The sequence below is a fragment of the Algoriphagus alkaliphilus genome (assembly GCF_900103735.1).
GTDB lineage: Bacteria > Bacteroidota > Bacteroidia > Cytophagales > Cyclobacteriaceae > Algoriphagus > Algoriphagus alkaliphilus.
The window spans coordinates 169,011-195,716 of the sequence record NZ_FMXE01000009.1 but is presented as its reverse complement, the minus strand read 5'-3'; the positions used below and the strand labels follow the sequence as shown (position 1 = coordinate 195,716).

The 26,706-nt window shown below is 41.2% G+C and carries 23 protein-coding genes; 13 read left to right on the top strand and 10 right to left on the bottom strand.

Going from position 1 to position 26,706, the window contains the following annotated elements:
* From BLQ81_RS08400 to BLQ81_RS08390, 3 genes are all read right to left on the bottom strand, one after another.
* Positions 1–295: DUF4372 domain-containing protein (locus BLQ81_RS08400; protein ID WP_139183591.1), on the bottom strand; the 295-nt coding region annotated here is incomplete at its 3' end.
* A gap of 112 nt (positions 296–407) precedes the next feature.
* Positions 408–1,724, bottom strand: a complete 1,317-nt coding sequence (locus BLQ81_RS08395; RefSeq protein WP_175454190.1) for a hypothetical protein — start codon at positions 1,722–1,724, stop codon at positions 408–410.
* A 66-nt stretch (positions 1,725–1,790) separates the two neighbouring features.
* A complete protein-coding gene (locus tag BLQ81_RS08390; RefSeq protein WP_092729503.1) occupies positions 1,791–6,104 on the bottom strand; it encodes a PAS domain S-box protein in 4,314 nt (1,437 codons plus the stop codon).
* A 237-nt stretch (positions 6,105–6,341) separates the two neighbouring features.
* Here BLQ81_RS08390 and BLQ81_RS08385 point away from each other — a divergent pair, with 237 nt between their 5' ends.
* Positions 6,342–6,662 carry a YbjQ family protein gene (locus BLQ81_RS08385; RefSeq protein ID WP_092729502.1) on the top strand — a complete coding sequence of 107 codons (321 nt, stop codon included), beginning with the start codon at positions 6,342–6,344 and terminating at the stop codon, positions 6,660–6,662.
* A 19-nt stretch (positions 6,663–6,681) separates the two neighbouring features.
* Here BLQ81_RS08385 and BLQ81_RS08380 read toward each other — a convergent pair whose 3' ends face one another.
* The 4 genes from BLQ81_RS08380 to BLQ81_RS08365 are packed head-to-tail and all read right to left on the bottom strand — an operon-like array spanning position 6,682 to position 9,553.
* Entirely contained in the window at positions 6,682–6,924 is a 243-nt protein-coding gene (locus tag BLQ81_RS08380; RefSeq protein ID WP_092729501.1) for a (2Fe-2S) ferredoxin domain-containing protein, read from the bottom strand.
* Entirely contained in the window at positions 6,924–8,177 is a 1,254-nt protein-coding gene (locus tag BLQ81_RS08375) for a DUF819 family protein (RefSeq protein ID WP_092729500.1), read from the bottom strand. Before BLQ81_RS08375 ends, BLQ81_RS08380 begins: the two co-directional genes overlap by 1 nt.
* Before the next feature lie 58 nt (positions 8,178–8,235).
* A complete protein-coding gene (locus BLQ81_RS08370; protein ID WP_092729499.1) occupies positions 8,236–8,874 on the bottom strand; it encodes an NUDIX hydrolase in 639 nt (212 codons plus the stop codon).
* Between the two features lies 1 nt (position 8,875).
* Positions 8,876–9,553 carry a hypothetical protein gene (locus tag BLQ81_RS08365; protein ID WP_092729498.1) on the bottom strand — a complete coding sequence of 226 codons (678 nt, stop codon included), beginning with the start codon at positions 9,551–9,553 and terminating at the stop codon, positions 8,876–8,878.
* 396 nt (positions 9,554–9,949) lie between these two features.
* On the opposite strand from BLQ81_RS08365, the gene aceK reads away from it, so the two are divergent.
* The 4 genes from aceK to BLQ81_RS08345 all read left to right on the top strand — a co-directional run bounded on the left by aceK (position 9,950) and on the right by BLQ81_RS08345 (position 15,603).
* A complete protein-coding gene (gene aceK, locus BLQ81_RS08360) occupies positions 9,950–11,674 on the top strand; it encodes a bifunctional isocitrate dehydrogenase kinase/phosphatase (RefSeq protein ID WP_092729497.1) in 1,725 nt (574 codons plus the stop codon).
* Between the two features lie 78 nt (positions 11,675–11,752).
* Positions 11,753–12,877, top strand: coding sequence for an alpha/beta hydrolase (locus BLQ81_RS08355; RefSeq protein ID WP_092729496.1), 1,125 nt, complete (start codon positions 11,753–11,755; stop codon positions 12,875–12,877).
* Between the two features lie 20 nt (positions 12,878–12,897).
* Complete coding sequence (locus BLQ81_RS08350) at positions 12,898–14,319, top strand: leucyl aminopeptidase family protein (RefSeq protein ID WP_092729495.1); 1,422 nt, start codon at positions 12,898–12,900, stop codon at positions 14,317–14,319.
* Positions 14,320–14,388: 69 nt separating this feature from the next.
* Positions 14,389–15,603, top strand: coding sequence for an ATP-grasp domain-containing protein (locus tag BLQ81_RS08345; RefSeq protein ID WP_092729494.1), 1,215 nt, complete (start codon positions 14,389–14,391; stop codon positions 15,601–15,603).
* A gap of 146 nt (positions 15,604–15,749) precedes the next feature.
* Here the strand turns inward: BLQ81_RS08345 and BLQ81_RS08340 are convergent, their stop codons facing one another.
* The 3 genes from BLQ81_RS08340 to BLQ81_RS08330 form a co-directional block, all read right to left on the bottom strand.
* On the bottom strand, positions 15,750–16,517 hold the full coding sequence (locus BLQ81_RS08340) for a TIGR02757 family protein (RefSeq protein WP_092729493.1): 768 nt from the start codon (positions 16,515–16,517) through the stop codon (positions 15,750–15,752).
* On the bottom strand, positions 16,517–17,071 hold the full coding sequence (locus BLQ81_RS08335) for a hypothetical protein (protein ID WP_092729492.1): 555 nt from the start codon (positions 17,069–17,071) through the stop codon (positions 16,517–16,519). The genes BLQ81_RS08340 and BLQ81_RS08335 overlap by 1 nt, the downstream gene beginning before the upstream one ends.
* Positions 17,072–17,180: 109 nt before the next feature.
* Positions 17,181–18,359, bottom strand: a complete 1,179-nt coding sequence (locus tag BLQ81_RS08330; protein ID WP_092729491.1) for a LysM peptidoglycan-binding domain-containing protein — start codon at positions 18,357–18,359, stop codon at positions 17,181–17,183.
* A 204-nt stretch (positions 18,360–18,563) separates the two neighbouring features.
* Between BLQ81_RS08330 and BLQ81_RS08325 the strand changes: the two genes are divergently transcribed.
* From BLQ81_RS08325 to BLQ81_RS08290, 8 genes are all read left to right on the top strand, one after another.
* Complete coding sequence (locus BLQ81_RS08325; protein WP_092729490.1) at positions 18,564–19,907, top strand: NfeD family protein; 1,344 nt, start codon at positions 18,564–18,566, stop codon at positions 19,905–19,907.
* Positions 19,908–19,935: 28 nt separating this feature from the next.
* Complete coding sequence (locus tag BLQ81_RS08320; RefSeq protein ID WP_092729489.1) at positions 19,936–20,310, top strand: globin domain-containing protein; 375 nt, start codon at positions 19,936–19,938, stop codon at positions 20,308–20,310.
* Positions 20,303–21,040: a lysophospholipid acyltransferase family protein gene (locus tag BLQ81_RS08315; protein WP_092729488.1), complete on the top strand. Its 738-nt coding sequence runs from the start codon at positions 20,303–20,305 to the stop codon at positions 21,038–21,040. Before BLQ81_RS08320 ends, BLQ81_RS08315 begins: the two co-directional genes overlap by 8 nt.
* Before the next feature lie 13 nt (positions 21,041–21,053).
* Positions 21,054–21,341, top strand: coding sequence for an Asp-tRNA(Asn)/Glu-tRNA(Gln) amidotransferase subunit GatC (gene gatC, locus BLQ81_RS08310; protein ID WP_092729487.1), 288 nt, complete (start codon positions 21,054–21,056; stop codon positions 21,339–21,341).
* Positions 21,342–21,343: 2 nt separating this feature from the next.
* Positions 21,344–24,109 carry a tetratricopeptide repeat protein gene (locus BLQ81_RS08305; RefSeq protein WP_092729486.1) on the top strand — a complete coding sequence of 922 codons (2,766 nt, stop codon included), beginning with the start codon at positions 21,344–21,346 and terminating at the stop codon, positions 24,107–24,109.
* Positions 24,110–24,187: 78 nt separating this feature from the next.
* Positions 24,188–24,904, top strand: coding sequence for an ABC transporter ATP-binding protein (locus tag BLQ81_RS08300; RefSeq protein WP_092729485.1), 717 nt, complete (start codon positions 24,188–24,190; stop codon positions 24,902–24,904).
* A gap of 59 nt (positions 24,905–24,963) precedes the next feature.
* Positions 24,964–25,512 (top strand): cob(I)yrinic acid a,c-diamide adenosyltransferase, encoded by a 549-nt coding sequence (locus tag BLQ81_RS08295; RefSeq protein ID WP_092729484.1) that lies wholly within the window; start codon positions 24,964–24,966, stop codon positions 25,510–25,512.
* A gap of 109 nt (positions 25,513–25,621) precedes the next feature.
* On the top strand, positions 25,622–26,689 hold the full coding sequence (locus tag BLQ81_RS08290) for a branched-chain amino acid aminotransferase (protein WP_092729483.1): 1,068 nt from the start codon (positions 25,622–25,624) through the stop codon (positions 26,687–26,689).
* Positions 26,690–26,706: the final 17 nt, after the last annotated feature.

Genomic DNA, 26,706 nt, shown 5'->3' with positions numbered 1-26,706 from the left:
AAACAGGAAGTTTACCGTCGTAATCCAGCAATGTATGCATCTTGACTGCACCCTTTTTAGTCCGGAAAGTAGCCCAGTCAAATACCGAAAGACACAAACTCACCACGGTGGAGTCCAACAGATAGACTGGTGCCTTGGTACTCTTGGCAAAATGACAGAACAGCATCGATGCCAAATGCGTCCAACTGTCAAAGCCTTTGCAGGCCTTGTCGGTTTGTTTCTCTTCAACCAGTTTCTTGAAAATTGGACGCTCGGTTTTTTTAATAATCTGCGAAAACAAGGTAATATTACCCATGAGAGGTCTCAGGTTTTTGGTGCAAACCCAAATTAAATAGTTTGGGCAAAAATCGGGACCTCTTTCTCTCTTTATTTAGGACGGTATTGATCTATTGTTAAAAAAAGCTTAATCAAGGCCGAACTCCTACCGTCAATCCCAGCATTGGTCCGGAGAGATATTTAGCCATACTCAACTCTCCCAGTCTATAATTCCCCAAGGCAAGTTCGTATCCTGCTGATGCACTCACCACGAGATCAAAAAGATTTCTACTGGTCATGGGAATGCCATATTCGAACAAAAGTTCGGGTTTAGCCATAATACCTGAATTTTTCAGATATCCATCAAAATACCTTTGTTCGAATAGTTCGGGAAAATCAGGTTTGTCATTCTGACTAAGGGTATACCGGATATTACCATAGCCTACGCCTCCCATTGCCCCTATTGCAAAATTTTTGAGCTGAAAAAACTTCATCCCTGCATTGCCATAGATTCTAAGACTATTTAAGCTTTGATCCTGAGTATTTGAGGCCTTTCCTTTCAAGGCTGAATTAAATACATCCACGCCATACAAAAACCCGTCAGTTTCACCCAGGATTCTTACTCCTATATTGGCAGGAGTTCCCTCAAAGGGCGTATATCCATTTTTCTCAAGCTCGGAATTCAATACATCTGGTTTATTGAAATGAAACCCCCGATATATGGAAATCCCAACAGAAGCATCTTTGTAGAAAAAATTATGATCTGGCAACGATATCCCCGCACCTATTCTTAAAAATGCACCGGATTGAGTATTTCCAAAAGCTATTCCGTTCATTTCCCATTTGCCTTCAAATGGGCTAAATGAATATCCGACTTTTGCCAAAAGCTCAACAGCTTCCTTTCTTCCCGGTAAGTCGAAGTCGTAACTCAATTGAAAGCCGATCTCCGTCAAAAAATCCCCAAAATACTGTGTTCCCTTTTGAATATCATTTTCACGAAGTATAAAACCCTCCCTTGGATCAAGTAGAAAAAATTCAAGATTTTGGGTGGACTTGGCAGGCAACATTTCAAAATTCAAATACCCGACACCCAAGGACATATAATGGATCAATTGGAACTTACCTTCTTCGGTCAAAGAATAGCCGACATTAATGAGCGCTCTTGAAGCACGAAACCTAATTTCAAAATCATCAAAATCACTGGCCCTACTTTGATGCTGTGAAAGCTCAAATCCCACAAAAAAATCATTGATCCTTGCCTGATATCCTAGTCCATAGGTTCGGTATCTATTTCTCAATGGAGATAGGCCCCTGTCGGACAGGATTTCGTTAAACTGTCGAAGATTGGCACCAGAAACTCCCGTGAATCCATAAAAGGATGAGCGCTTGTTGATCAGCCCTTGGCCATGAATCGAAACAGAAAGTGATAAGAAAAACAGGAAAAGGAAAACCCTTTTAGCTAGTGTCATTTATGCAGATTTGAAAGGAAGTACATGGGTAATGCCCTATTGGCAAAATTAATGCTAAACCACTCTTCAATCTTGATCTTTTAAGGTGAGATGCTTTAAAATTTTCTCATAGAGAACTTCGGGAGCAAAAGGTTTTGGAATAAAATCATTCATTCCGCTGATCCGCATTTCTTCTCTTATCTCATTAAATGAGGAAGCTGTCAAAGCTAAAACAGGAACATTCCGTTTTTGAGGATCGATGTGATTTCGAATAGCTTTAGCCACTTCAAAGCCATCCAATTCCGGCATTTGAAGATCCAATAGCACCACATCAAAATTTCCTACATTGAATTCCTCCAAGGCCTCCTGACCGTCGGAGGCGATTACTAAATTTCCCGCATTCCATTTGCCAAGGAATTTACGGATCAGAATCTGATTTACCGCATTATCTTCTGCTACCAGAATCGATGCGTTTTGAAGCGATCGGTTTTTTGAAAATAAACTGGATTTTTCCGATTCCATTTTCTTGAAATCGATAAATTCGAAGGAAATCACGAATTCAAACACACTGCCCCCCCCGATCCTGTTTCTCACCTCAATTTCCCCTCCGTGAAGTTCTACCAGGCGCTTGACAATGGCTAGGCCCAAACCGGTACCACCGTATTTTCGACTCGTGGAAGATGAGGCTTGGGTGAATGCTTCAAAAATTGATTTTCTTTTATTTTCAGGAATTCCAATACCGGTATCCTCAAACACAAACTTGATGTCTGTATAATTTCCTTTCGAAAACTCCTTCAAGATTGAAACTCTCACAAATCCCGTTCCGGTAAATTTGATCGCATTGGACACCAGATTATTCACAATCTGACCTATCCGGAGCGAATCACCTATCAATAACTCAGGGATTGCTTCATCAATCTCACAGCTGATCCTAAGCGATTTCTCATTCGCATAGAAGCTGTGAGAATGAACAATTCGATGGATAATATTTCTCAAGTCAAACTGCGCTTGCTCCAATTCCACCTTGCCTGAATCAATTTTATTATAATCAAGAATGTCATTGATCAAAGCCATTAGATTTTCTGCAGAAAATTGAAGGGTTTTTAAATTCTCCATTTGGTCGGGCCTTGGATTTTCTTCCATAAGAAAATGTGCCAACCCAATTACAGCATTCATGGGTGTCCGAATTTCATGACTCATCACAGATAAAAATTGGGATTTAATCTGTGAAGCTTGTTCTGCCCTTTCTTTGGCAAGAAAAAGTTCCCGTTGTGTTTCCTTAAGCTTGGAGATGTCCCTTGCGACTCCGGTATAATATCGGTGAATTCCATTTTTGTCTTCGATGAGCTTCCCATTGGTGCTGAAAACCCGATATTCCCCATTTTTGTGCCTAAGTCTGAATTCAAGGAATTGATTATGAGCTAAAAAGTCATTGCTTTCTTCCAACATTTCCTGAAAAATTCCTAAATCATCAGGGTTTAGAAAATCAAAAATACTACGGCCTATTACCGCCTCAGAATCATAACCTAAAAACTGTTTGACGTTTGGAGAAACATATTGAAGCAAAAATGCCTCGGTAAGCGAGAATATTATCTCGGTTGACTCCTCTACCAAGCGTCTATACTTCTCCTCGGACTGCTGGAGATCAATTTTAGCTTGATATTCATCTTGAATGTCTCTGACAATACTCAAAGCATATTCAACATTTCCATTCTCTACAATTGGTCGAATTGTTCGATGATAATGCCTCCCCATCAGCTGAAATTCAGATTCGACGATTTCTTTTTCGAGGTACACTCTGTCAAGAATCGCATTGATCTCCTGATACGGAGTAAGCTGTACATCTTTAAGTTTTTTACCTTCAAAATCATTTCGGTTCAGTCCCCATTTTTCAAAATTGGTTCCTTCGGCCAGAATGTAGTTCCGCTCCTTGTCCAGCAGAAAGATGTTTGTTTCCGGTATATTTGATGCCAATACCCGGTATTGTTCATCGCGCTGTGATTTTATTCTTTCCAGATTTTTTCGATCTGAAATATCCTGGAAAAGGCCCTCATGAAGAATAATCTTGCCTGAACCGGAAATAACATCTCTTGTACTGTCTTCTACCCAGACGTATTCTCCATTTAAGGTTTTGACTCGATACTCTCCTGAAAACGCGGGTATCCCGTCTTTTTGGAGTTTATCCTTGTAATTAGTAAGAATTTTCTCTGAATCTTCCGGATGCAACAAATCCAAAAACGAAGTTTCTTTTTCCATTAATAATGCAGCGTCGTACCCAAATCGGCTGATATTTTCAGAGATATAGTGAATTTTATATCGCTCATTAGGGTCCACTCTAAAAAGTACTGCCGGGCTATTTTCCACAATCATCTGAGCCCTTTTGGCAATTTGCTCTGATTTGTGTTTTTCTTCTAAACCTCTAAGAATTATAGAATAGCCAATTTTATCCTTTCCTTCGGCATGAATGGCCTGAATGGAAATTTCAAACGGCGAAAAATGTGTATGCAGGGTATGAATAAAGCGCTCGGATTTCCAAACTTCACCTACTTGAAGTTCTGCGGCGATTTGATCAATTTTTTCATCCAATTCCCAATGAATCGTGACAAGATCACTGAATTTCCCTTCATAATCCCTTGCAGTATTTGGACAACATAATTGGACAGCGGCTTCATTGAGGTAGATAACTTCCAATTCTAGATTTGTCACAAGAATCGGGTCACTTACCTGAGCAAGGATTTGAGATTGAAGGCGAAGGTAACTTTCTGAGGCTCTTTTATGGGAAATGTCTGTGCAAAACCCATAGACTTCCAATCCCTGAGTCAAGAATTCCTGTTTCCCTTCAATTTCATAACTGACAAAGCGAACCTTTCCCTTAGAGTCGGAAATTGAAAACTCGCCGGAGGTTCGAGCTTTTTCTTGACTGGCCTTCCTTAAATTTTTGATGAATTCAGCTCTTGAAGGCTTGTCTATTTTAAAAATCAGGGAGGAAAATTCCGCTGTAACGGGCTTAGGACCAAGCCCAAATAAACTGGCGAATCCTCCGGAACAGTAAAACAGGTTTTTATAGGAACTATATCTCCAGGAACCTGACTTTGAAAGCATTTCAGTCTGGGTGAGCAGGTTTTCATTCCACTCAATTTTCCGATTCATTAGACTTCCTAAGTATGCCCCCGCCATAACATCACCTAATTGTCTCAGGATCTGAATCTCTTTTTCATCAAAAGAAAAGCCTGAACTCTTAGATTCAAAACGGATGACCCCAAGTAGTTTAATTCCTGAGATCATCGGAATAATTATATTCCAGGTATTCAGGCCTCTTAAAGCATTCGATTGATCTTCAAAGCCGGTTACCAATCTGACTTTGCCTTTTTCCAAAAATGACTGGTTTTCAAAAATCAATCTCCGCTCATCCTTGGAAGGCGAAGTTTGTCTATCCCCATCTTTATTGAAAGACCAGGAACTCAAGGTCTCCAATTCAGCTGTATCCCTGTTAAAGACCAAAATATCAGCGCTACTGGCTTCAAAAAATTCTCCAAATCTGGAAATTCCTGCATAAAACTCAGACTCCAATTCCTGAAAACTTCCTCCAATCAACTTAGAAGACATCTGCATGATCAGATTCTCAATATCATATCTTCTTTGGAGAGATTCTTCGGCAAGAACATACTCTGTGACATCTCTGGAGCTGAAAATTATGCCTTGGATCTGGGGATGATTGAGCAGGTTTTTGGCGAAACTCTCCAAATAAATACGCTTCCCATCACGCAACTTCACCCAAAAATCTATCGAAACTTCCTCCTCAGAGTTGAGCACTAGGGAAAAATCTCCCTTTATAATTTCAATAAAACCCGTAGAAGAAAATTCGCGAAAATTTCTTCCAAGAATTTCAGAGGTGGAAAACCCGAGCTTTTGGGAAACCGAGTCACTGATAAACTTATAATTTCCCTCCTGATCAAGTATAGCGATTAAATCATGACTATTATTTAAAACACTCTGTATGTATCGAAGCTCGTCTGTAACTGATCCGCCATTTTTGAAAATCAGATCAGATTGGTCAAAGGCCTCGGTTTTGATTTGATTGCCTTTAGCAATCAAAAAACGGGAATTATAACTGGAGGGCAAATTGATAAAAGCCCACTCAAATCGCTCTATGCTTCGGTCTTTGGCTATCAACTGCTTTATCAGTCGAGTGCTGGTCAATTCCCCATGTTGAAAGAAATTATCCAGCTCACTAATCAATTCAGGCTGATCAATAAAAGCCTTCCAATCATCAGAAATAGGAATGAAAGTTTTCTCAAAGTATTTATTGAAGAAGATTATCTCTTCTGAATCCATCAAAAACAGCGGTTCTTGAATTTCATTTAAAAAATCAGAGATATCAAACTGCTGGAACTTGTTCATGAATCTATTAATGGTGTTTCGGCGAGTGGATTAGAACCTCACCAAAAATTAAGGTAATATTTAAAAAGAAAACTTTAAATACAACCAGAAATGTCTTTATTTTAATGTTAAGGAAAGAAATCCAACTCAATTTAATTAACGACAAGCTACAGAAGTATTTTATTCGATATATACGTTGCTTGAGCAAAACCTCCTCACTACCCAAAAATCAATTACCCTCAAATCAATTACATTGCTATGATTATCTCAACTACCCCTTCGTTGGAAGGCTATCAAATCGATCAGTACCTTGGAATTGTCTCCGGCGAAACCATCATTGGAGCAAATATTTTCAAGGACTTCTTTGCCAGTATTACCGATATTGTCGGTGGTAGGTCTTCGGCCTATGAGCAAGTCCTAAGGGAGGCAAAAGCTACTGCCATCACTGAGATGGAACTTCAAGCCAGGCAATTTGGTGCCAATGCTATTGTCGGAATTGACTTGGATTATGAAACAATAAGAGACGGGATGCTGATGGTCACCGTCAGTGGTACTGCCGTAAAAACATCAAAACTTTAATTTGTAAAGACCTGAGCACTCAGGTCTTTTTTATTTGTTCCATTATTTTCTTTGCGTCAGTATTTTTGCAAAAATGGTTATCCACAATCACCACAGGAGCGGATTTGCACAGGTCCATGCACTTGGTTTGAAAAAATTTACAATGTCCTTTTAGTGTGCCTACCGTAGCAGCCTCCTTCAACTCCTTACGGATTTTTTTCGAGCCGGCTTTTTTACAATCCGATCCCCCGCATATAAAAACCAATTTTCGATTGTATCGCATCACATTGCTGATATAGCCTGCATCATCAATCCACAAAGGTAAGCACCATAAGTTCCTAATGCATAACCTAACACTGCCAAAAGCACTCCCACAGGAGCCAAAGAAGGATCAAAAGCAGATGCAACAATCGGTGCTGATGCGGCCCCACCTACATTAGCTTGGGACCCTACCGCAACATAAAAAAACGGAGCTTTGATTACAAAGGCCACAATAGACATGATAAGTATATGAAACATCATCCAAATGATGCCTATCAAGAAGAAAATTGGATTATCCAATATTGCTCCCAAATCCATCTGCATCCCAATAGTTGCCACCAAAACATACAGCAATACACTACCCATTCGTGATGCTCCTGCTCCTTCCAAATTTCGTGCTTTGGTAAATGAGAGCAAAAGCCCGGCAGTAGTGGCAATCACCACAATCCAAAAAAATGCAGAATTCAGGGAATATTGATTAAGCTCTGGATAATTTAAATCAAACCAAGGTGCCAAAAAGTCTGCACAGAGATGTGAAAAACCTGTGACTCCGAATCCAAAGCCCAAAATCAACATGGTTTCCCCAAGGCTTGGGATCTTCATGATTCCTTCTCGATGCTTGGCGATTCGATCTCTTAATTCATAAATAGCCGAAGTATCGGATTTGAGTAGCTTATCCAATTTTTCCGGTTTGGCGGCCCAATATAATAAAAACGCCATCCAAAGATTTGCCACCAAAACATCCACTGCAATCATTTGCCCAAAAAGTGTTGGACTAGCTCCAAACACTTCAAGCATTGCGGTCTGATTAGCACCCCCTCCGATCCAGCTTCCCGAGATCGTTGATAACCCGCGCCAGATTTCATCCGGTCCGGTCCCGGAGTAAATATCCGGAAATATCAGCCCCACAGTCAACAAAGCTAAAGGTCCACCTAAAACAATCCCTACAGTTCCTGCCAAAAACATCGTTAAGGCTTTAGGTCCAAGTTTGAGGATTCCTTTCAGATCAATACTGATCGTGAAAAGAACCAAAGATGCAGGCAATAAATACCTTGAAGCGACCTTGTATAAGCCTGAAGATTCCCCCGAAATCAATCCTAGTGAATTGAAAACAGCCGGGATAAAGTAGCATAGTAAAACCGTGGGGATATAGGTATAAAACTTAACCCAAAGTGGTCTTTTGCTGGCAGATGTCGCAAAAACAAAAGCCAAAGTTGCCATGAGCAAGCCAAAAACTACCGCGTCATTACTGATCAAAGGGGTACTTTCTTCCATTTTCGGAATTCATTAATTCAATGCAACAATACAACCAAATGGCTAAAAAGACCAATCCTCACCTTCCTGCCGAATGAAGCAAGTGAATCAATTCACTTAAAATCATAGCAGTAGCACCCCAAACTACCTCACCGTCAATTTCAAAATATGGCGTGTCAAGTTTCAGGTTTTGACCCAAGTCCAGAATTTTTTGTTTTCTTATTTCCGGTCTCAGTAGTTGGGATAACTCTGCCTGTATAATTCTTGAAACTTCTTTTTCCTCTGGCACCAAATCAGGGCGTTTTTCCAAAAAACCAATTACAGGAGTCACTAAAAAATTGCTGGTCGGGATGAAAAGCTCACTGAGTAAGCCCATAACCTGGACCTGACTTCGATCTATCCCTACTTCTTCCTCAGCTTCTCTGAGGGCAGTTTCAATTATATTTGCATCACTGATTTCCATTTTTCCACCGGGAAAGGCCACTTGACCACTATGAAATCCTGCATACTCAGGACGCTTGATCAATGGAAAAAAAGCACTTTCACTTTCTGGATAAAACAAAATTAATACGCCACTTTTCCGATGATTTTTCGATAAATCAATCTCAAATCGCCTCATATCTATCGGCACAGGAGACATTTTGATCTGAGCTTGCTTTCCCGGAAGTGGAGCCTTTAGCGCACTTTCTAGCTGCAAAATAAATTTCTCAAAGTTCATTTTAGGTCAAATCCACTGACTTCAACTTCAAATTCAAGTAGGACTCTTGCTGGTATTCCTGCACAAGCTCATTCAATTTAAATTGACTGAAACTGTGATTTTCGATGTTAATTATCCAGATCATTGGTCGAAAACCCTCTTCTTCCTGAAAAAACCCCATGACCATAAACTCACTGGAATTCAACCATATCCCTTCTTCAAACATTCCTGAAGGCCCCATGAATAGCAATCGCTCTTTCATCCCATCCGATCTATACCAAATGACTTTGGAATCTGGATTTAATAAAGGTTTATCGAGGCTTTCCTGCGCCTCAACTTTGTAGGAATAAATATCAATAGTCCCATTTCCTTCAGGATGAGGAAGTTGATAAGGAAATAAGGGATCCTCAGATAAAATCGGATTTTTCTCTGGCATCTCCATCGGGTCAATTGAATCTGAAAAAACCAACTCAAAATCGCTTGCATCAAAATTCCCGGTTTTTACTGCCCAATGCTTTTGCCAAGCTGACTTTTGTGCCAAGCCCAAATTGATTTGATTGCGTAAAACTTCCAATTTTTCGGCATCGGGTTTCAGCTCATTGGAAATCTCACCTTTTTTTGAATCACCGGATTCACAGGCGATCAAAAAAACAAGAGACAAAATCCAAACCGACAAATAGTGCTTCATGATTCTATTCATAGAGGAAAAATTGAACGTCGAAGCTAAGCGAAGAGTTTGAAAAATCAAATGGAAAACAATCCTACGTCCAGAAAGAAAATTCCATGGAAAGCAACATTTACCAAATCAAAATGATTGATTTAAATAATTTTAGAAACAAAAAAGGCCTGGATAATATCCGGGCCTTTTCCTGCTCTCAAACCTATTAAACCTATTGTAGATATTCAGTTCATGAATACCTTCGAAAAGTATAAAATGTTTTCATTCCCTCCAAACAATCGATTGCGAAAAATTTTCAAAATTTTATTCTGTCTCTGTTTCTAATTTATAAATCACAGAAAATCAGGCTCTTTTTGAATTAGAAATTCAAGAAAAAATCAGAAAAAAGTTAATCTTTCCTTCCTACTTCCAATTAAAATGTCAGAAATAGCGCTACCTCTTGCCAAAAACATCTTTGATGCTTACCTCAATTACATCCGAAGGTTTAATGACTTCACTCGCTTGGCCCCTCTTTATTTTTCGCAACGGAACTGGCAAGCCACGCAACAAAATCATAGACAGCGGCTTAGACTATACAAGGACACCTTGCTCCCACTGGCAAAAGACCTACAGGAAAAATTGGGGACTGACACAACAAACCGAACAGTTTGGTCTTTGATCCGAAATAAATATCAAGAAATGATCTCCACCCGCCCGGACGCTGAGTTGGCTCAAACTTTTTTCAATTCAATATTTAGAAAAACCTTTCTGAATAACCCGCTAGACGAAGAATTGATGTATGTCCGAGGTGATTCCAACCCTCAATATTTACAGGAGAAATCAGATTTGTTAAATTCTTATCCCGCCTCTCTCGGTTTGGATCAAATCATCCGGCAAATTTTACAAGACTATGATTTTGGGGGGGAGTTCATGGACAAAGAAAAAGACGTGGCTTTTTTAGTGGAAGGAGTGAAAAAAGTAATTCTTTCCAGATATCAGGTGGAAGTGGGTACAAAAACACAGCTTTTGAAGCCTGTTTTTTACCGAAATAAAGCGGCCTACCTCATCGGAAGAACTTATGTTGGCAATAAATGGATGCCGTTTATCATTCCTTTCCTCAATGGACCAAATGGGATATTTGTAGACACACTGATTTTTGACCCCAATCTGATGAGTCATCTATTTAGTTTCACACGGTCATATTTTATGGTGGAGGCAGCCATACCTTCACAAATCATCGAATTTCTGAGTTCAGTCATCCCACACAAAAAAATACACGAGCTCTACAATGCCATTGGATTCAACAAGCATGGAAAAACACTTTTTTATCGTGATTTCCTTGAGCATTTGGAAAAGAGAACTGATGAATTTGTTGTAGCTCCTGGCATCAAAGGCATGGTGATGACAGTCTTTACGTTGCCATCTCTGAATATCGTATTCAAACTGATCAAAGACCATTTCGAGCCGCCTAAAAATATGACTCGCCAAGAAGTCCGGGAAAAATATAAACTGGTTTCACTTCACGATCGAGTCGGAAGAATGGCAGATACCCATGAATTTGAACATTTTAAAATACCCATTTCCCGCATTAGCCCCGAACTTATGAAAGAGCTTCGGAACACTACAAATTCTCTTCTTATAGTGACCGAGGATAGCCTGATAATCAAACATCTATATACTGAAAGAAAAATGGTTCCACTAAATCTATTTCTGGAATCCTGCACTGAAGAAGAAGGAAAACGAGCTGTCGAAGATTATGGTCGGGCAATACTTCAATTGGCCCAAGCCAACATTTTTCCCGGTGACATGATGACCAAAAACTTCGGATTGACGCGACAAAGACGTGTTATTTTCTATGATTACGATGAAATCGAATTTTTGGAGGATATGAATTTCAGAGCTAAACCAAAACCTGAAAACTTCGAACAAATTTACGCTTCTGAACCTTGGTATGAGATCAAAAAAAACGATGTGTTCCCGGAAGATTTTCGAAGATGGATGATCGGAAGGGCTGACCTCAAGCCACATTTTTTAGATTATCACAGCGTATTATTTGACCCGGAATATTGGAACTCTTTACAACAAAGAATCCGAAAAGGGGAATTAATCCATGCTTTTCCCTATCCAGAGGAAATAAGATTTCGGCCTGGTGAAGCCGTATAGGAAAAACAATGTTTCATTCTTACCCATACAAAACTTATTTTTGGAAAATCGGGTTAGCCATTCTCTTACCCTCAACCCATGAATTCAGAAGTATCAAGTCCAATAGATATTCCTACCCGGATTAAAAAGATTGTCCTTCAAACACCTGAAGACGACGACAGACCTGTATATATTTCCGGGAATTTCAACGATTGGGTGACGCAGGATTTTCATTACAAAATGAAAAAAATTGATACCGGTAAATATGAATTCAATTTCCCTGAAAGACCCGAATTTGATGGTGAGTTAATTTATAAATTTACCAAAGGCGACTGGTCAGAGGTGGAAATTGACCGCTACGGCAATCGCACGCCTAATCGGCATTGGGATGATAACAAGCCTATCAAACATGAAAAAGTAGCCAAATGGCGTAAAAACTGGCTTCCCTATCGCCCTTCCCAACTTCCCCAGATCCATCTGATTTCGGAAGAGTTTGAAATTCCACAACTCAACAAAACACGCAAAATCTGGGCCCTCCTACCCCACGATTACAACACCAGCGCCGAACACTATCCTGTACTTTATTTGCACGATGCGCAGAATCTATTCAACGAAAACGCAGCCTTTGGCAATTGGCAGATTGATAAAAAACTTGCCGTCATGTCTGATTATGGCATCGGTAAAATCATCGTCATCGCTGTGGAGCATGGCGAAAAAGAACGTCTTCAGGAATACAATGTCGGCAAAACCCTTTTGGGCCAAGGAAACGGTAAACAATACATTAGATTCATTACCGACACCCTGAAACCATTTGTAGATAAAACCTTTCGAACCAAAACCGAGCGGAACTTTACCGGAATCGGCGGGAGCTCAATGGGTGGATTGGTCAGCATATTTTCAGGTCTGATTTACCCGGAAGTATTTGGAAAACTGATGGTTTTCTCGCCTTCCCTTTGGGTAATCCCAAAAATAAAGCTGGGCTTTCTTGACTTCTTCGAGCCCCAGGAAACCCGGATCTACCTCTATGCAGGTGGAGATGAAAGCGAAACCATGGTCGACCACGTGACCAAACTTCGAAAGCGACTGCTCAAACGCGAAAGCTTGGAAGGAAAAATGAAGGTGAAACTCTCAATCAACGAGCTGGGCAAACACAATGAATCGTACTGGAGCGACGAGTTTCCCAAAGCCATAGAATGGCTGTTTTTCAATAACAAACAGGATTAAAATCTACAATTACATCTTTTATGCAATTCAAAACAAATCCAAAAAACACCTCAACATCAGCTTTGAGGATCATACCCGTTTTCGAAGAAAACTCAGAAGAAACCCTCCGGGAAAAGTTGGGGTTCCAAGGTTTAAGCTCCGTGCTTTTTTCAGGCAAAAAAGACTCTTCCTATTCCCTAGCCTTAGAAAAAAACCTCATATTATTAATCGGTCTCGGGAAAACCCCCGAGTATAAGGCCATTGAAAATTCCTTCAGGAGAATCCTTTCCAAAAATCCGGAGTTGGTTGAAAAAGAGGTGTTGATCGATTTTTCCGATTCTTTTTCAGGCGAGCAGGTTGAAGCTGCCCTAGTTGGCTTTCAGCTGGGCTCCTATTCGATTGGGTTTTACAAAAAAGAAAAAGCCAAGGAGTACTCCAAACTAAAAGTGGAAGTCATTACCACGCTTGGCAAGGCCAAATCATTGGTTGAACGTGCCGGAAAAATTGCTGCTGCAAAGATGGAAGCACTAAAACTGGTAGACCTTCCACCAAATAAAATCACTCCAGAATACCTTGGCGACTGGGCTAAAAGTCTAGGAAAAAAAGCAAAGCTGGACGTGAAGGTTTTTGACTCGAAAAAGGCAAAATCAGAAGGATTGGATGCCTTTTTAGCCGTGGGAAGAGGTTCGGCAAAAGATCCGAAATTCATAATTCTGGAATATCGACATCCAAAAGCAAAGTTTCATCTGGGTTTGGTGGGAAAAGGTGTCACTTTCGACACCGGCGGACTGAATGTAAAAACGCAAGGGATGCACCACATGAAATCTGATATGGGAGGCGCTGCTGCTGTTTTGGCAACTACTCAACTTGTCGCCGAAATGGAACTCCCCATCAATCTTACCGCTATAGTTCCAGCGGTAGAAAATGCCGTTGACAAGGACGCGTATCTTCCTTCGGAAGTAATTGGGAGTCATGCCGGCTTGTCCATCGAAGTAATCGATACCGATGCGGAGGGCCGTTTGATTTTGGCTGATGGACTTTCTTATTTGGTCAAAAACTACAAAACAGATCAAATCATTGACTTGGCTACCTTAACTGGGAGTTCTATCGGGACTTTTGGGTTTGAATGTGCTGCACTTTTCAGCAATGATGGAAATCTTTCGCATGGTTTGCAGCAGGCAGGCGAGGAAGTCGGCGAAAAGTCATGGCCGCTTCCACTTTGGGATAATTACGGGAGGGAAATGGATTCTGAAATCGCAGACATCAAAAACTACCATGGAAAACCCTTCGCAGGAGCGATCACAGCAGCCAAATTTCTACAGGCTTTTACTCATGAACATCCGGCTTGGGCGCATTTGGATATTGCAGGAGTGGCTTTTGGAGACGGTGAGTTCTCCAAAACCAAAACAGGCACGGCTTATGGTGTTAGCCTTTTGTTGAGGTATATTGAGAATCAACTTTAAAAATTTATCCGGCAAGTCTTCCGATTTGTCGGATTTTTTTTCACTTTTTGTGGATAAAATCATTCGTTCATGACCACTCCCAAAACTTTTCTCTGCATCTCAAATTATTTTAAAGGAAATGCATTCTTGATCGCCCTCAAAAAACAGGGGAACCGGGTTTTTCTGGTAACTACAGCGCAGCTCCGCGATAAGCCTTGGGCATTTGAATACATCGATGAGGTTTTTTACATGCCCGGTCAGGATTTAGATTGGGATATGGATTTGCTTTTGAAGGGTGTAGGTGGCCTGATGAAAGATCATAAAATCGAAGCCATTGTCGCATTGGATGATTACGACGTAGAAAAAGCCGCTTTTCTGCGCGAAAATCTTCGAATTCAGGGAATGGGACAAACCACCGGGAGATATTTCCGTGACAAACTTGCCATGCGAATGCGTGCAAAAGATGCCGGAATCAGAGTCCCTCCCTTTTCTCCCCTTTTCAATAATGAGGAAATCAATCAATTTGCCGATACGGTAGACGCACCTTGGGTTTTAAAACCAAGATCAGAGGCTTCTGCTCATGGCATTATCAAAGTCCACAACAAGGAGGATCTCTGGAAACACATCAATGAATTGGGTGAAAACAGGGTTTATTACCTCGTGGAGCAATTCAAACCCGGTGATGTTTACCATGCAGATGGACTTCAGTTGGATGGTAAAACTTTGTTTTTGACGGTATCTCGCTATTTGGCTACTCCGATGGAAATCTCACAGGGAGGAGGAATCTTCCGATCTGCCAACATTAAATACGGCTCTGAGGAAGATAAAGCGATCAAAAAGGTAAACGAGGAAATCATGAAAGCCTTTGGATTGAAAAACGGAACTTCCCATACCGAATTTATCAAAAGCAGGGAAGATGGACAAATTTACTTTTTGGAAACTGCCTCACGCGTGGGTGGAGCACATCTAGCCGAAATGGTCGAAGCGGCTACTGGAGTTAACCTATGGGAAGAATGGGCAAAAATAGAGGATGCGGTAGTTAAACACGAAAAGTACAAACTTCCTAAAGTGACCAAAAATTACGCAGGTATCGTGTTGACACTTTCTAAATATGAACATCCTGATCTGAGTGGCTTTGACGATCCTGAAGTTTGTTTCCGGGTACCCTTAGACTATCATGCAGGACTGATCGTGAAATCTCCGAAGCAAGACCGTGTGATGCAATTGCTGGATAATTATGCGGAGCGATTTGCTACAGATCTGTCCACAAGTGCTGATGCACCGGAGGTGAAGAAGTTTCATTAAAAGTTGATAGTCCATAGCTAATAGTCCATGGCATTCTTCACATTAAAAATTAGTCTGTTCTTTTTAATATAAATTTCGTTCCTATTGCCTCATTCTTTCCGAATGCAATATCTGCCATCGTCTATGGACTATAATCCATAAGCTTCCTAAAACTTCTCTTCTATCCCCAATCCAAAGAGGGCAAAGTCATATTTGACCGGATCCAGCGGATCAAACTCCCGGAGTTTTTGAGTCAACTCCAATGCTGTAAACCAGTCAGTTTGTTTTCTGGTAATGAGCCCGAGCTTTCTCCCTACTCGATCCACATGCAGGTCACAGGGGCAAATCAACTGAGCGGGAGCAATGTTTTTCCAAAGACCGAAGTCCACACCCTTGTCATCCGACCGCACCATCCAGCGCAGGTACATCGAAATCCGCTTGCAGGCGGCTTTGCGTGCCGGTGTTGCGATGTGCTTTTTGGTTCGGGTTGGAGCATCCTCTAAGCTGAAGAAGAAAACATGAAATTGACTTAGTATCGATTCCATCGAATCCAGATGACCGGTTTGACCTTTTAAAAAAGCCTCTTCCAAACTTTCATGATTTTTATAAAACCATGTCAAAAAATGAATGAAATAAAGGGTATCAATATCATTGAAAGTTCGATGCTTGAAACTCAAAAAAGGTCTCAGATCGATCTCTCGATGATTCAAAAGGAAATCATGCGGCGCATTGTCCATTCGCTGAAAAAGCTCCAGACATTTATTAATAATTGTTTTTCGCTGCCCCCAAGCCAGAATAGCCGCAAAGAAACCTGAAATCTCAATGTCCTGCTTTTTTGAAAACCGATGAGGAATCGAAATTGGATCATTGGCAATGAATCCGGGCTGATTGTACTGCTCGACTTTTTGGTCTAAAAAATCCTTCAATTGCTGCATCAGAGCTGAACTTTCACCTCTCCACCTTGTGTCCCATCAAACCATTTGAAGGAAAGTTCATTGTCCAATTTATCGGAAACATGCCAGTCAAAGCTTTTGATCGTAGTAAGTGACCTCAAAGAGTCCCGATCGGGATCATAAAGACAAATATCGAAATCAGGCATTTCTTTTGGCTCCATGGTATTCCATTTTTCCAAAATAAACCCCTCTTCCAACACTCTCACCTTATTGCCAAAAACATAATCCTGCAATACTGAAGGCACCCCATCCTTCCTTCTCAACTTAAATCCAGATGGTCCAAACATTATTTGCATACACACTTTAGCCTCAAGCAGGTCATTGGAATAATCCATTGTTTTCCACTCAGATTCCTTCAGAACAATAGTTTTGCTATCGGTCCTCAATCGGGTCAATAGAAAAGAAAGCTTGGAAAAAAGGAAAGTAAATCCGATAAAAAGCAAACCAAAACTGGCCAAAATAGGATAGGAAATAATGAAAACAGCATTCCATATAAATCGGAATGTATGATGAAAGAAAAGTTGGACTTTGTTCATTTTGGGGTACTATCGTCACAAAGGTAAGCTTGGAAGACTACAATGCACAACGAACCTCATGAAAAAAGCCGACTTGCGCCGGCTTTTAAGGTGATGAGTTGTTGAATTTTTAATATAAAACTTCCACTGGGAAGCGCTGATTGACCGCTTTGAGTTGGTCAAATGCTGCTTGGGAAAGTTTAATAACTAATTTGGAATTATCACCGGTTTCAGGAAGCTTGCCCACCACTCTGGCAAAAATCGTGATGTCGTTTTCTTCATTTTTGACGCGCATGATACTTCCTACAGGCGCTTCACGATGCAATACGAGGTACTTTTTGTGCCCACCGGTACCTTCTATTAATTCTGCTTGGCCGGTTTCTTTGACATTCTTAAATCCACCGGATGTGTTTTCCACTGTTGGTTCTACAGTCATCTCTGCTGTACTGGCTGCAACTCTTGGAGTTCCGATCACAGGGACTGTCGAAGGTCCATCAGCCGCTCTTCCAACTTTGATCACCTGGCCTGAGCGTAGATTATTGGAAGTAAGGCCATTCCACTTTATCAAATCTTCTACACTGGAATCATATTGATTGGAGAGCGAAAACAATGTTTCACCTGACTTCACTGTGTGTGAAATCCATACTCCCGGTACGATCGGGGTAGCACTTACATTTGAGCTTGGAGTGGATTTTGGAGCAGTAAGACTCTCTGCCTGTGCTCGTTTGGTCTCCACAGGTTCCGGTTTCTTCTCGATAGGCTTAGGTTCTGATTTGGGTTGATTTACAACTTTCTCAGGTTTTGTGGCGGTTGCTACTGTTGAAGTGGAAGCGATTGTTTGGGAAGGAGCAGTTACGGCAGCCTGCGAAGCTGTTTCTTTAACAACTAAAGCTTGACCCACACTCAGGTCGTTCCCGAGAAGCTTATTCCACTGCTTCAACGAATCCACTGTAATCCCGTATTTTTTCGATATAGAGAAGAGTGTTTCGCCCGGAGCAACTTTGTGAAGTGTAGAACCAGCATCCAAGGCCGATTTCTCAACATAAGGAATACGGATTGTTTGACCGATTTTCAAGCCTTGCTTAAGTACCTCATTTGAATTTTGGATCTCCCCAACAGGGACTTGATACTTTCTTGAAATCGCAAAAAGAGTTTCCTGAGGGCTTACCTTATGCAAGATGAAAGTTTTGTCTCCTACCCTTTCAACACCGACTGAATCTCCTAAATTTAGGCCTGAAGCATTTGAATACGAATAGGTTAAAAACAAAACCAGAATAAGGGAGCTTATAAGTTTGGGTTTGGAAGTCATGTTAATCAAAGGTTTCAAATGAAATGAATCAAAAATCCAACATACAATTCGCAAGAATTATGCTAGAATTACCGATTAATGGCTTTTGGAAGCCTTATTTCTTTTCTAACACAAATAGTACAAATCCCAACGGGAATCTTGCTGTAAAAAATTATCGTATTGATCAGGTGATCCTTATCTTTTGCAACTAATATTAAGCTAAAAATGCGACTTCATTTCCTCTTCGTTTTTATTTTCGTTTTATCCTGCTTTTCTCTGAATGCGCAGGATAAGGCTAATAAAGTATACACATTCAAAATCGATTCGAATATCGATCCTGCAATGAACCGGCGTGTGAAGCTAGCCTTAGAAGAAGCCGAAAAATCCGAAGCCACACTCATTATAATCGAGATGGATACCTATGGAGGAACTGTAAATGATGCCGATGAAATTCGAACAATGATTCTTGAGTCCGAAATTCCGGTGTATGTTTTCATCAATAAGGACGCGGCCTCGGCAGGAGCTTTAATCTCCATTGCATGTGATAGCATCTACATGGCCCCGGGCGGAAGTATTGGCGCTGCCACTGTAGTAAGTGGCGCAGTTGGCGCTGCTGCTCCGGACAAATACCAATCCTACATGAGATCAATGATGCGAAGTACAGCTGAAGCTAAGGGCCGAAACCCCAGAATCGCAGAAGGAATGGTGGATGAAAAAATCGAAATTGAGGGTATTTCTGAAGCAGGTACAGTAATCACTTTTTCTGTTTCAGAAGCAATCAAACATGGTTTTTGTGAAGGAGAGTACAAATCTATTGATGAAATTTTGAAAGCTCAAAATCTGGATACTGCTGAAATTATCGCTTATGAGGAGGATTTTATCGACAAAATCATCTCCTTTTTTCTTAATCCCGCCATTAGTGGTGTTCTGATCTTGATCATCATCGGAGGTATTTATTTTGAGCTCCAGACCCCGGGAGTTGGATTTCCGATCTTGGCAGCCGTCGTGGCGACTTTACTTTATTTCATCCCTTACTATCTCAATGGCCTGGCGGAGAACTGGGAGATTTTAGTCTTTATTGCCGGAATTATTCTGTTAGCCGTGGAGCTGTTTGTAATTCCCGGATTTGGAATTTTCGGAGTCTTAGGCATTGTGTTCATTTTGGGGGGATTAGTACTTGGAATGCTTCCCAATCAGGATTTCAACTTTGATTTTGTGCCTGCTTCTCAACTTTTCGGAGCATTGTTAACGGTCATACTGGCTGCACTAGCTTCTGTCGGATTGGTTTTTTGGTTGACTCCCAAAATTAATCAATGGGGCGCATTTAGTACCATTACACTCTCCAGTACTCAAGAGCGCAGTGATGGATACACATCGAGTTTTTATTCCAATTCACTTTTGGGAAAGGAAGGAATTGTCCACTCCCGTTTGAGACCAAGCGGAAGGGTTGAAATCGACGGGGAAATCTATGATGCTACTTCCCGCGGAGATTTCATCGATCAAGATGAAAAAATCGTCGTCATTTCCACTGAAGGCACCTCTCTCAAGGTGAAAAAACTCGAATCCTGATCGAAGAATATTTCGCTAAGTTTGCGGCATGAATTCATTTCAATCCATTTATGAATTGATCGGTGAAGAGCAAATCCGTCAGTTGACGCGACATTTTTACCGGGAAGTGGCACAAAACCAAGCCTTGCGAAAACTCTATCCAGAAGATCTCGAGCCTGCAGAAAGAAGACTTTTTCTTTTTTTACTGCAAGTCTTTGGAGGTCCTCAAACTTATTTGGAAGAGCGGGGACATCCGAGGCTGAGAATGCGACATCTGGATTGGAAAATCGATCCCGGTATGCGCGATCATTGGCTGAATGCTATGCTCACTGCCTTGGACAAACTAAAGCCGGAACAGCATGCAAAAGAGCTTATGATGGGGTATTTTATCAAAGTCGCCAACCACATGATTAACCATGAGTAGGGTTTTGGCACGCATTTACTCGATATACGTAGCGGTAGCGTTTCTGCTCACATTTCTGGTGATTTTCCCACTTTTCCTAACCTGCATTTGGGTGCCGGGATGGAAAAAATATGGACGAAAAATCAATCAATATTGGGCTAAAATCTACTTTTTATTGATTTTCCTTCCTGTGAAAATAGAGATTCAAGGAAAAATAGAAAAAGGGAAATCCTACATCTTTATGGCCAATCACTTCAGTTACCTTGATGTGGCTATGATGGGATTCATTCCCGGTGATGTGCTATTTATCGGAAAAGCTTCAATCCGAAAAGCACCGCTTTTCGGATATTACTTCAAAAACCTCCATATCGCCGTGGATCGAGATCGACTTAAAAGTCGGGCTGAAACGATGCGAAGAGCAAGCGATGCCATAGATCAGGGAAGTGGAATTGTGCTGTTTCCCGAAGGGGGAATCTATACCAAACATCCTCCAAAGATGGTTGCTTTCAAAAATGGGGCCTTCCGACTATCCATGGAGAAACAAATCCCTGTCATCCCTGTCACTTTATCCTTTAATCATCTAATTTTGCCCGAGGACGGGAAGTTTCTTCTTCGTCGAATACCTGCCAAAATGGTTTTGCACCATGCTTTATATCCTAAAGATTTTGAGACTGATGAGAAGTTAAAGGAAGCTTGTTTTATGACTATTCAAAATCAACTCGATCAAGACAATCCCGTAAATAAAGCTTAGAAAAACCCGCAAAATGAAAATAGATAAAGACTCCATAAAAAAAATAGCCCACTTGGCGAGATTGGAATTTGACGAAAATTCTGCTGAGAAAATGTCCAAAGACATGTCTCAGATTCTGGACTGGGTCGAGCAATTGAATGAATTGGATACTAGCTCGATCGAGCCGCTAACTACCATGTCCTCTGAAGTCAATATCATGCGGGAAGACAAAGCAGGTCCTCACCTTGACCATGAAGCTGGCTTGAAAAATGCTCCAAAAAGAGACGCTGACTATTTCCGTGTACCAAAGGTTCTGGAATAATAATGTTGAATAAAACTTCCTTGCCTAGCTCCTTTGCAAAAATCTCAGCCCTCCTGCTCCTAGTGACGGGAGGGTTTTTTGCGGTATATTCCTTCATTTTTGGTTCAGCTTATTATCCAAATATTGTCCCCGCTGCTTTTCTGGATGCTGTGGCGATTCCATTGGATTGGGTAAATCTCGGAACGCTTTCGTTTCCGATTCAGGTTGATAATTTTCTGGTTTTTCAGGAATTCCACTCCTTACCTCCGGGGTTTACTTTGACAGAGAGCTACTTGTATGGAGGGATCATATTCCTGATCTCCGTTTCAGTTTTAGCACTTTTCAGTACTTTCAAAAAAGTCCCCTTTCTCCTCGCAGGAGCTGCTTGGATTATTTTATTGACACTGGCCAATTCCAACGGGCTGAATATAGGTTCTCCAAGTTCCAATACTCCTCTTATCGTGTTGATTTCAGGTACTATTTTGCCTGTTATTTATTTCCACGTCTGGAGAACAAACACTACGTTTGGCCTAAGATGGGTAATATTATTTCTAAGTTCGGGAGCAGCTATTTTTGCATTGATTAGGCTCAGTCCGATTGCAAACCCAGCCCTATATCTTTCAGAGCAAAGCTTGGTGATTGGCCTTGGAATGGCAATCGCATGGATTTTTTGGCAAGGGCACGGAGTTGTTTCCGGCATTTATCTTCTGCTCGCCAGAGCGAATCGGAATGTAAGCATGAAAATCTCCATTCAAATTCTGGGGATATCAGGGCTTTATCTTTTGACTTTGGTTTTTCTTTTATTGGACTTAAAAGGAGATGCGAATCTCCCTTTTCCGACATTCTCTCCACTTTTTCTGATCTTTCCTATAGGCATACTTGGCTGGATATCCACTTCTGCAAAAATCGATCAAGTCCCTGAGATTGCAGCATTTCCGGCATTTCTAAAAGCGCTCTTTCTCTTGGGTTTTGGAGTTACATTTTGGGTCATCTGGAAGCTCGAAATTTCAGGAAATCAAGCTGCTGAAGAGTTTTTGAAGCATCTGATCGTTTATTCCCAGTTTGGGTTTTCGCTGTTTTTCATGGTCTATATTCTGAGTAATTTTCTTTCAGTCATGGACTCCGGAAAATCTGTGGATAAAATTCTTTTCAAGCCTTATTCCCTTCCCTACTATCACCTTCGGATAGGGGGATTGATATCGATTTTGGTAGTTACGATCTATATGGATGCAGTCCTAGCACCGCAAGTCAACTCTTTGACCACTAGTATCCTTGGTGATTATTACTACCAAACCGGTCAAAAGCTGGAAGCGAGTATCTTGTATGAAAATTCTTGGGCCGCATTTCGGAAAAACCAAAAGGCGAAAAATGCTACTGCGCAGCTTCTTTTTGATCTCAACCAGCCCACACTTGCCAAACAGCATTTGGATCAAAGTTTTTCGGAAGCCCCACAAGTCGACAACATAATTTTGCAGAGTTCGAGGATGATTCGGGAAAATAAACCTTTTGAGGCGGTCTATTACCTCGAAAATGGTCTCCGGAGATTTCCCGAAAATCCATTTCTTATCAATAATCTGGCGCTACTTTATGTCAAGATTCAAAAGCCAGAAGAAGCACTTAAGCTGTTGTCGTCTCATGGATCGGATAATCCGATACTTTCCTCCAATCTGATTGCCTTGCAAAGTAAGCTTCAAAAAGATGGACAGGATACTCAGCTAGGAAATGAATTGATCTTTAAAATCAATAGAACGGCCAGTAATAATCTACAGGGGATTGTTAATCCAACGAGTGATCTGAGGCGCCTTCGTGAACAGTTGGAAAAAGAAACATCACCGATGCTTTTGAACGCGGGTCTTCGAAATCTCTTTTCTTTAAAAAATTTCTCATCTACTGCAGAAGAGTTGGTTTGGCTAGATTCTGTCAGCAGACAGGAGAATATGCTGGAATACCTGATGCAGGTACAGGAAACGGCCTCCATCCGAAGTTTGGCTGCCGGAAGAGTCAACGAATCAGTGAAAAATCTAAACGGTCTGGCATTCAGAAATCCCGGCGACGCAGGTTACTATCTAAATCTAACTGCAGGAATTTTGGCTCAAAATCTTGATTTTGAAAAGGCTTCCAAAGATCTGATTGTAGCAGAGGAAAAAGGCTTCAAGGCTTTCAGACCGCATCATTTAATCATCCTTCAACTGGGAGGATTTGAGGCAAAAGCAGCAGAATTCAAAGAGAAATTTCAAATTCCAGGTCAAAGTACTGCTGATGAATTTCAGATTATTCTTTCCAAATTCAACCAAAGCATTCCTGATAAGCTGTTTGATCAGTGGAAGGGAATCTCTTCTACAGAATGGAAAGGAACCTTCGCTTTTCTACTCTTGGAAAGAAAAGCCCACGGCTTGACTAAATTTCAATTGAATGAATTAGGCAACTTTCTAAAAGGAAAAGTTGAAAACGAAGATAAGCTGGCTGCTTTTCTCCAAAATCCTGATTGGACAAATCAAGCTTCATTGCTTTCATTCACGGAATTTCTTCAGGTAGGCGATGAACTGAATTCCAATCCCTATAAAACTCCTTTGATTCTATGCGCTGCAGATCGACTGAAAGATCCATTGGATCAATATGAATTACTTAACTCGGCCACCGAATTCAACAAAGACCCAATGCTTTGGATACGAAAAGTTCAGGCCGCCAAGCGGATTGGTTTAGATAATTACGCTACCTCAGCCTTTCAGGAGATGAGTTCATGGCTCACTTGGGATGAAATAGAATTGCTGCAAGGGACCAACTATTAAGATTTTTTCACGTATTTTGACACATTGGTCTTCCAAATATTAAGAACTAAACCACTACCTTAATCGAAATTTTATATCATGAGCAGAGTCATTGAAACCCACGAAATCAACAAAACCTACAAAATGGGCTCTGAAATTATTCAAGCCCTTAAATCGGTCAGCATCAGTGTGGACAAAGGAGAATACGTAGCCTTCATGGGTCCCTCCGGTTCTGGCAAATCTACATTGATGAATATCATTGGGTGTCTTGACTCCCCTACTTCAGGAACCTACATTTTGGCAGGTCGGGACGTCAGCGACATGAGTGAAAATGAACTAGCCGAAATCAGAAATAAGGAAATCGGATTCGTATTCCAGACTTTTAACCTACTTCCGAGAGCCAGTTGCCTGGATAATGTGGCTTTACCTTTAGTATATGCGGGTTACAGCAGATCTGAACGAGAAGAATTGGCATTCAAAGCACTTGACAATGTAGGCTTGGGAGACCGAACCAAACACCGTCCCAACGAGCTCTCTGGTGGTCAGCGCCAACGTGTCGCCATTGCCAGAGCGCTGGTAAATAATCCAAGCATCATCTTGGCCGATGAGCCCACAGGCAACTTGGATTCCAAAACTTCCCATGGAATCATGGAGCTTTTTCATGAATTACATGCCAGCGGAAATACCATAATCATGGTTACCCACGAGGATGATATTGCTCACTACGCCCATCGGGTGATCAGACTTCGGGATGGATTGGTAGAAACTGACAAAATCAATCCCAATCCTACAAGAGGTGTCCCAATGACTGTTTGATTTTAGCCCAGTTAATTCGAATAGATTCTTATTTTTGCCTCCGAACGAAACGAGGGAGAATGAAAATCTATACAAAAACGGGAGACAAAGGAATCACATCATTATTGGGAGGCGTAAGAGTTCCTAAATCTGACTTGAGAATTGACGCTTACGGGACGGTTGATGAACTCAATTCCTACTTGGGCTTACTCAGAGACCAGAAAGTAAATGAGAAGCGGTCGGAGTTTTTAAAAGAAATCCAAGACAGACTGTTCACTATCGGTGCAGATCTGGCCACCGTACCCGGAAAAGACAAAGTAAAAAAACCAGATCTCCATGTAGAGGATGTAGAATCTTTGGAAAAAGAAATGGACCTGATGGATACGCAACTCCCGATGTTGACCGCTTTTATTTTGCCTGGCGGACACCAATCAGTTTCTTTTTGCCATTTGGCGAGAACTGTCTGTAGACGAAGCGAACGTATCGTTGTCGAACTCGCATCATTTGAGCCAGTCTCAGATTTAGTGATTCAGTACCTAAACAGGCTTTCTGATTACCTTTTTGTACTGGGGAGAAAGATGGCAATGGAACTTGAAATTGAAGAAGTAACTTGGAGACCAAGATTATAAAAAGCACGGTCTTTTTTGGTAATTTAGCCTCTTATGATAACCCTTTAGCCTTTTAGGCTTAGCATTCACCCAGCAAAAAAAATCCTATTTTGCACCAACCACAATGAGCATGAAGACCTCACTAGCAATCCCGGTTCAAAAAACTAAAAAGTCAAAACTCCCAGACACTGACCTTTCAAACTTGGTATTTGGAAGAACAATCTCTGATCACATGTTTGTGGCGGACTTTATCAACGGAGAGTGGACGGATTTGAGGATCGAACCTTATGGAAGTTTGGATCTTCATCCAGCCAACGCCGCACTCCACTACGGTCAATCCATATTTGAAGGCATGAAAGCCTACAAAAATGAAAAAGGTGAAATATTAATCTTCAGAGGTGATGCCAACGCCAGACGATTGAATGAATCCGCTGTTAGAATGTGTATGCCGGAGATTCCAGAAGAAATTTTCATGGAAGGATTACTTCAGCTTCTGGATTTAGACCGGGATTGGGTTCCTTCAGGTAAAGGTGCAAGTTTGTACATCCGCCCATACATGTTTGCGATGGACAACTACATCGGAGTCAAACCATCCGACACCTACAAATTCATCATATTCACCTGCCCAGTTGGAGCTTATTACAGCAAGCCTGTGAGTGTGAAAGTTGAAACCGAATTCACCAGAGCAACTGAAGGAGGAACCGGAGCAGCAAAAACTGCAGGAAACTATGCCGCATCACTTTTCCCGGCACTTCAGGCTCAGCGGGCTGGTTATGATCAGCTTCTTTGGACCGATGGGAAATCCCACAGTAAAATCGAAGAAAGTGGCACCATGAATGTGATGTTTGACATTAATGGAACTTTGATTACTGCACCCACTAATACTGGTACAATACTGAAAGGAATAACCAGAGACTCTGTCATCAAACTTGCAAAAGATTGGAACAAGCCACTGGAAGAAAGATTCCTGACTGTTTCACAGCTGGAAGAAGCATTGAAAAATGGGAGTTTGAAAGAGGCTTTTGGTACAGGAACAGCAGCAACTATTGCGCACATCTCCAAAATCAATGTGAACGGTCAAGACTACCTTTTGCCTGAAAAGGGACCGGATGCCTTTTCAAATAAAGTTTTGAATGAATTGGACGGAATTAAGTACGGAGAAATTGCCGACACAAGAAATTGGATCGTAAAAATCTAAATATCGAGGGGAAGGCT

What these genes read in the sequence shown, in the direction of transcription:
- BLQ81_RS08385 (WP_092729502.1), top strand. Translation starts at nt 6,342, where the DNA reads ATGATTATCTCAACTACCCCTTCGTTGGAAGGCTATCAAATCGATCAG.
- BLQ81_RS08350 (WP_092729495.1), top strand. Translation starts at nt 12,898, where the DNA reads ATGCAATTCAAAACAAATCCAAAAAACACCTCAACATCAGCTTTGAGG.
- BLQ81_RS08295 (WP_092729484.1), top strand. Translation starts at nt 24,964, where the DNA reads ATGAAAATCTATACAAAAACGGGAGACAAAGGAATCACATCATTATTG.
- BLQ81_RS08300 (WP_092729485.1), top strand. Translation starts at nt 24,188, where the DNA reads ATGAGCAGAGTCATTGAAACCCACGAAATCAACAAAACCTACAAAATG.
- aceK (WP_092729497.1), top strand. Translation starts at nt 9,950, where the DNA reads ATGTCAGAAATAGCGCTACCTCTTGCCAAAAACATCTTTGATGCTTAC.
- BLQ81_RS08335 (WP_092729492.1), bottom strand. Translation starts at nt 17,071, where the DNA reads ATGAACAAAGTCCAACTTTTCTTTCATCATACATTCCGATTTATATGG.
- BLQ81_RS08375 (WP_092729500.1), bottom strand. Translation starts at nt 8,177, where the DNA reads ATGGAAGAAAGTACCCCTTTGATCAGTAATGACGCGGTAGTTTTTGGC.
- BLQ81_RS08380 (WP_092729501.1), bottom strand. Translation starts at nt 6,924, where the DNA reads ATGCGATACAATCGAAAATTGGTTTTTATATGCGGGGGATCGGATTGT.
- BLQ81_RS08305 (WP_092729486.1), top strand. Translation starts at nt 21,344, where the DNA reads ATGTTGAATAAAACTTCCTTGCCTAGCTCCTTTGCAAAAATCTCAGCC.
- BLQ81_RS08330 (WP_092729491.1), bottom strand. Translation starts at nt 18,359, where the DNA reads ATGACTTCCAAACCCAAACTTATAAGCTCCCTTATTCTGGTTTTGTTT.
- BLQ81_RS08390 (WP_092729503.1), bottom strand. Translation starts at nt 6,104, where the DNA reads ATGAACAAGTTCCAGCAGTTTGATATCTCTGATTTTTTAAATGAAATT.
- gatC (WP_092729487.1), top strand. Translation starts at nt 21,054, where the DNA reads ATGAAAATAGATAAAGACTCCATAAAAAAAATAGCCCACTTGGCGAGA.
- BLQ81_RS08315 (WP_092729488.1), top strand. Translation starts at nt 20,303, where the DNA reads ATGAGTAGGGTTTTGGCACGCATTTACTCGATATACGTAGCGGTAGCG.
- BLQ81_RS08345 (WP_092729494.1), top strand. Translation starts at nt 14,389, where the DNA reads ATGACCACTCCCAAAACTTTTCTCTGCATCTCAAATTATTTTAAAGGA.
- BLQ81_RS08325 (WP_092729490.1), top strand. Translation starts at nt 18,564, where the DNA reads ATGCGACTTCATTTCCTCTTCGTTTTTATTTTCGTTTTATCCTGCTTT.
- BLQ81_RS08290 (WP_092729483.1), top strand. Translation starts at nt 25,622, where the DNA reads ATGAAGACCTCACTAGCAATCCCGGTTCAAAAAACTAAAAAGTCAAAA.
- BLQ81_RS08355 (WP_092729496.1), top strand. Translation starts at nt 11,753, where the DNA reads ATGAATTCAGAAGTATCAAGTCCAATAGATATTCCTACCCGGATTAAA.
- BLQ81_RS08320 (WP_092729489.1), top strand. Translation starts at nt 19,936, where the DNA reads ATGAATTCATTTCAATCCATTTATGAATTGATCGGTGAAGAGCAAATC.
- BLQ81_RS08340 (WP_092729493.1), bottom strand. Translation starts at nt 16,517, where the DNA reads ATGCAGCAATTGAAGGATTTTTTAGACCAAAAAGTCGAGCAGTACAAT.
- BLQ81_RS08395 (WP_175454190.1), bottom strand. Translation starts at nt 1,724, where the DNA reads ATGACACTAGCTAAAAGGGTTTTCCTTTTCCTGTTTTTCTTATCACTT.
- BLQ81_RS08370 (WP_092729499.1), bottom strand. Translation starts at nt 8,874, where the DNA reads ATGAACTTTGAGAAATTTATTTTGCAGCTAGAAAGTGCGCTAAAGGCT.
- BLQ81_RS08365 (WP_092729498.1), bottom strand. Translation starts at nt 9,553, where the DNA reads ATGAATAGAATCATGAAGCACTATTTGTCGGTTTGGATTTTGTCTCTT.